At 41.5% G+C, this 5,081-nt stretch carries 5 protein-coding genes; 2 read left to right on the top strand and 3 right to left on the bottom strand.

The features are described from left to right. Positions 1-5: 5 nt before the first annotated feature. The gene (locus tag QZY09_RS23335) at positions 6-704 is read right to left on the bottom strand and encodes a CoA transferase subunit A (protein WP_295676762.1); all 699 of its coding nucleotides are present in this window, start codon (positions 702-704) and stop codon (positions 6-8) included. A gap of 107 nt (positions 705-811) precedes the next feature. Here QZY09_RS23335 and ctlX point away from each other — a divergent pair, with 107 nt between their 5' ends. Together ctlX and QZY09_RS23325 are read left to right on the top strand one after the other, a co-directional pair. Further along, on the top strand, positions 812-1,738 hold the full coding sequence (ctlX, locus tag QZY09_RS23330; protein ID WP_295676759.1) for a citrulline utilization hydrolase CtlX: 927 nt from the start codon (positions 812-814) through the stop codon (positions 1,736-1,738). 171 nt (positions 1,739-1,909) lie between these two features. Further along, on the top strand, positions 1,910-3,304 hold the full coding sequence (locus tag QZY09_RS23325) for an arginine decarboxylase (RefSeq protein WP_295676756.1): 1,395 nt from the start codon (positions 1,910-1,912) through the stop codon (positions 3,302-3,304). Between the two features lie 26 nt (positions 3,305-3,330). Here QZY09_RS23325 and proC read toward each other — a convergent pair whose 3' ends face one another. Together proC and argB are read right to left on the bottom strand one after the other, a co-directional pair. Then, complete coding sequence (gene proC, locus QZY09_RS23320; protein ID WP_295676753.1) at positions 3,331-4,149, bottom strand: pyrroline-5-carboxylate reductase; 819 nt, start codon at positions 4,147-4,149, stop codon at positions 3,331-3,333. Beyond that, positions 4,146-4,994, bottom strand: a complete 849-nt coding sequence (gene argB, locus QZY09_RS23315) for an acetylglutamate kinase (RefSeq protein WP_295676764.1) — start codon at positions 4,992-4,994, stop codon at positions 4,146-4,148. The genes proC and argB overlap by 4 nt, the downstream gene beginning before the upstream one ends. Positions 4,995-5,081: the final 87 nt, after the last annotated feature.

Below are 5,081 nucleotides of genomic sequence, written 5' to 3'. Positions count from 1 at the left end.
TCAAATTAATTTCTTTTTCTAACGGTTCTTTGCTCTATTCTCTTTTCGTAATTTTCTCCCTGAAAAATCCGGTGCACATAAATTCCCGGCGTATGAATATGATCCGGATCAAGTTCACCGGGTTCAACCAGTTCTTCTACTTCGGCTATTGTGATTTTCCCGGCCATCGCCATTACCGCATTAAAATTGCGCGCCGTTGCACGATAAACGAGGTTTCCAAGCCTATCTCCTTTCCAGGCTTTTACAATGGCAAAATCGGCTTCAAACGCCATCTCCATTAAATAATCCTTGCCATTAAAATTCCGTATTTCCTTTCCGATGGCCACTTCGGTGCCGATGCCTGCAGGTGTAAAAATCGCCGGCATGCCATAGCCTGCCGCCATACAGCGGGTGGCCAACGTTCCCTGGGGAATCAGTTCAACCTCCAGTTCGCCGCTAAGTAATTGCCTTTCAAATTCAGCGTTCTCTCCTACGTAAGACGAGATCATTTTTTTCACCTGCCGTTGTTTAAGCATCAAGCCGATGCCAAAATCATCGACAGCTGCATTGTTGGAAATGCAGGTTAGGTTTTTTGTGCCTTTTTTGACCAGTGCGCCTATGCATTTTTCAGGCAAGCCGCACATTCCAAAGCCACCGAGCATTAAGGTCATGCCATCGGTTATATCACAGATAGCCTCGTCAGCGCCATTAACTACTTTGTTCATTTTTAATAATTGGATGGGGTAAAGTTAGGTTTTTTGGTTCAAGGTTGATCGCTATGGTTTATTGTTTTAATTATGCAAATTTGCCCCGATTAATAATTATTGAATTCATGGTCAATCAACAATCTACATCTCACATCTTAATGATCCGGCCGGTAAACTTTGGCTTTAATGAAGAAACCGCCGGAAGTAATGCTTTTCAGAAGAGAAACACTGATAAAATTAGCGCAAATGATAAGGCGCAATGGGAGTTTGACGGAATGGTAAATATCCTCCGTGAAAACGGCGTCGATGTGACGGTTATTGATGACACGCCTGATCCTTTTACACCGGATTCCATATTTCCGAATAACTGGGTGTCTTTTCATCAAGACGGAGATATATTTTTGTATCCGATGCAAGCCGAAAACCGCAGGCTTGAACGACGGGAAGACATCATAGGCCAACTAGAAGTTTACTTTGAAGTGAAACATATTACTGACCTGAGCAGTTTTGAACAGGAAAATAAATTTCTGGAAGGAACCGGCAGCATGGTGCTCGATAGGGTTAATAAAATTGCCTATGCCTGCATATCACCAAGAACAGATCGCGAAGTACTGGCCTTATTTTGCGAACAGGCCGACTATAAAGAAGTGAGTTTTCATGCCTACGACGAGTACCATATGCCCATTTATCACACTAACGTATTAATGTGCGTGGGCAGTGGGTTTGCAGTGATATGTATGGACAGCATTACAGATGATGAGGAAAAGAATGCAGTAATATCTATCCTTAAATTAACGCATAAGGAAATTATCAGCATCAGCTTTGAACAAATGAACCAGTTTGCCGGTAATATGCTCGAAGTTAAGAATAAAGACGGTGAGACGTTGATCGTAATGTCGCAAAACGCATTCAACGCTTTGGATGATCAACAAAAAGGCGCACTTGAAAAATATGGAAAATTAGTTTACGCTGATATTAATACCATTGAGACCAATGGCGGGGGCAGCGCCAGGTGTATGATGGCTGAGGTGCATTTGCCGGTTGGTTCATAGCTGATAGTTCAGGGATCATAGCCGGATTTAAGTTGGAAAATATCGATCAATAACTATTTGCAGCTGCCATGAACTATGAACAATTAACCATGAACTGTCAAATAAAAAAATGTCCCAACAAATAGCCCATATTTCCATTTAAAAATTACATTTTTGGCAAAATTTTAAAAAATGCAGAGCTACGAAGAATTTCTTGACCTGAGTGTAGGTTTCCCGCAGGAAGGTTTTGAGATCATTGAGGATGAACTCTATTTTCACGACCTCAATTTAATGGAAATGATTGAAACGTATGGTACCCCCCTACGCTTCACTTATGTACCTATAATTTCTAAAAAGATCCAGCAGGCTAAGCTGTTGTTTCAGCAGGCCATTATAAAAAACAATTATCGCGGCAGCTATAAATATTGTTATTGCACTAAAAGCTCGCATTTTAAGCACGTGGTTGAAGAAGCGCTTAAAAACGAGATCCACCTGGAAACATCGTCGGCTTTTGATATGCCGATGATTGATATCCTGGAGAAAAAAGGCGCGGTTAATAAAGACGTAACAGTTATTTGTAACGGTTTTAAAACCTTTCAGTACAAAACCTATATTATTGACATGCTGCATGATGGTTTCAAAAACATCATCCCGGTATTGGATAATAAAGAGGAATTTAACCTTTACGACGATGAGATTGAAATGGATACCCCGTGTAATCTCGGTATCCGTATTGCCGCAGAAGAGCAACCTGATTCGCAGTTTTATACGTCGCGTTTAGGGGTGCGTATGGAAGATATTATAGATTTCTATTATAATAAGATTGAGGCGAATCCTAATTTCCGCGTTAAGTTGCTGCATTTCTTCATCAATTCAGGGATTTCCGATACACCGTACTATTGGAACGAGCTCGAAAAATACGTCACCCTGTATTGTAAATTTAAAAAGATAAACCCGCACCTGGATACGCTTGATATTGGCGGCGGCATGCCTTTTAAAGATTCACTGGTTTTTGATTTCGATTATGAATACATGATCAATGAAATTGTGAGCCGGATAAAAGAGATTTGTGCCGATAATGACACCGAAGAGCCGGATATTATTACTGAATTCGGTAAATATACGGTGGCCGAAGCATCCGGCATTTTATACAAGGTATTGGGCCGCAAACAGCAAAACGACCGTGAAAAATGGCTGATGCTGGATGGTTCATTTATTACCAACCTGCCTGACGTATGGGCCCTCAACCAGAAATATATTTTATTGCCGATCAACAACTGGGACTCAGAATATGAGCGCGTTAACCTTGGTGGAATTACCTGCGACGGGCAGGATTATTATAACCAGGAGGCCCACATGAATAGTGTGTTTATGCCTAAAACGCGTAAAGTACAATATATCGGCTTTTTTAATACCGGTGCTTACCAGGAAGTTTTAAGCGGGTACGGCGGCATTCATCATTGTCTGTTACCTTCACCAAAACATGTGATCATCAGGCGTAACCGTGATGAAACATTCAACTTTGAAGTTTTTGGGGAAGAACAAAACAGTAAACAGGTGATGAAATTGTTGGGATATACAACGTAGAGATTAAACTAATCTCTACGCTCAATTCATTGTTCTTTATGATAAAGATCGCCGGCTTTGGCTGCCGATAACTTAATCCCTTTTATCATAGCGGAACTGAATCCATTATGTTCCATTTCATTTAAACCTGCAATGGTACATCCGCTTGGCGAGGTTACTTTATCTATTTCCTGTTCAGGGTGCGAGGAAAGCTGCAACAACAGATCCGCAGCGCCCTTGGCGGTTTGAGCAGCCATTTTTAATGCATCATGTGCATGGAATCCAATTTCTGTACCTCCCTGTGAAGCGGCACGTATCGACCTTAAAAAGAAAGCTATACCACAGGCGCAAAGCGCGGTTGCTGATGTCATCAATTCTTCGTTGATCTGGATGGTAACGCCAACGGTTTCAAAAAATGAACGTGCAAAATTGATATTTTTAGGCGTGCCATTGTCAGTAGCAATACAGGTCATCGATTGCCCGATCGCGATCGCTGTATTCGGCATCGCGCGGATTACCTGTACATTCAGATCCAGTTGCTGGCGGATATCCGCGCAACTAACCCCCGAAACCACAGAAATTAACAATTGTTTCTCAGGCCTGATGGATGGACGGATCTCATCGAGCAGTTTATTCAATTGTTGCGGCAACACCGCAAGCACTACATAATCGGCCTTTCTAACGGCTTTTAAATTATTATCTGTTGTATGGTAGCCCAATTCGGCATATGCAGCTAATGCGCCGACGTTTCTGCGGGTAAGGGATATTTGCTGGGGTTTACAAATTCCGGCTTTAACAAGGCCTTTAGCCAATGACAAGCCAATGTTACCGCTGCCGAGTATGGCAATATGCTGTTGTGAATTCATAAATAATGTTCGATTAAATTTGTGCCAAATGATTGGTGTTCTTTTATATTTCCAAGGTCGTCAGAATGGCCGATGATCACCTTTTTTACACCGCGTGCTATCGCGGCAAAGGCATTATCAAGCTTGGGCAGCATTCCGCTGTGTATTACCTGTTGTTCTTTTAATTCTTCGTAATGTTTGGGATCTATTTCCCTGATCAACGATTCTTCGTCATTTATGTCTTTCAATACCCCTTTCTTCTCAAAACAATAGATCAGGGTGGTATGGTAATATTTGGCCAGAGCAACTGCCAATGCAGATGCAATGGTATCAGCATTGGTGTTTAGCAACTGCCCGGCACCATCATGGGTTAGCGCACAAAAAACAGGAGTAAAACCAGCGTCCATAAGGCTGATGAGATTTTGTGGCTTGATAGAATTTTCGTCAAGATCGCCAACAAAACCGTAATCAATTTTTTTTACAGGACGTTTTTTTGCCCGGATAAAATCCCCGTCGGCACCAGTAAGCCCAATGGCGTTGTTACCAAACCGCTGTAATTGAGCAACAATATTTTTATTGATTAAACCACCGTAAACCATCGTCACCACCCTTAAGGTTTCTACATCCGTTATCCTGCGGCCATCCACCATTTTAGCCTCCACCCCTAATGTTTCCGATAGTTGCGTTGCTACTTTACCCCCGCCATGAACCAGTATTTTAAAACCCGGCAGTGCGGTAAAATCCTTTAAAAAATGATAAAGGTTTTCCGAATTATCAATAACATTTCCACCAATTTTTATGATATACAGGTATTTATCACGTTTATTTTGCTGCTGCTTTGTTAAAACCTGGTCTATTTTATTCATATTAACCGCCTGGCAGGTAAATAAAACTGAAAAATATATGATTATATACCTGTTGCGGCTAAAAATACTAAAAAAACAGGCAAATCT

This window comes from uncultured Mucilaginibacter sp., assembly GCF_903913935.1.
Taxonomy (GTDB): Bacteria; Bacteroidota; Bacteroidia; order Sphingobacteriales; family Sphingobacteriaceae; genus Mucilaginibacter.
This window is presented reverse-complemented; position numbering and strand designations above follow the sequence as displayed.

Bases quoted from the DNA above. Each gene is read 5' to 3' on its own strand.
- QZY09_RS23335 (WP_295676762.1), bottom strand. From the start codon at position 704: ATGAACAAAGTAGTTAATGGCGCTGACGAGGCTATCTGTGATATAACC.
- ctlX (WP_295676759.1), top strand. From the start codon at position 812: ATGGTCAATCAACAATCTACATCTCACATCTTAATGATCCGGCCGGTA.
- QZY09_RS23325 (WP_295676756.1), top strand. From the start codon at position 1,910: ATGCAGAGCTACGAAGAATTTCTTGACCTGAGTGTAGGTTTCCCGCAG.
- proC (WP_295676753.1), bottom strand. From the start codon at position 4,149: ATGAATTCACAACAGCATATTGCCATACTCGGCAGCGGTAACATTGGC.
- argB (WP_295676764.1), bottom strand. From the start codon at position 4,994: ATGAATAAAATAGACCAGGTTTTAACAAAGCAGCAGCAAAATAAACGT.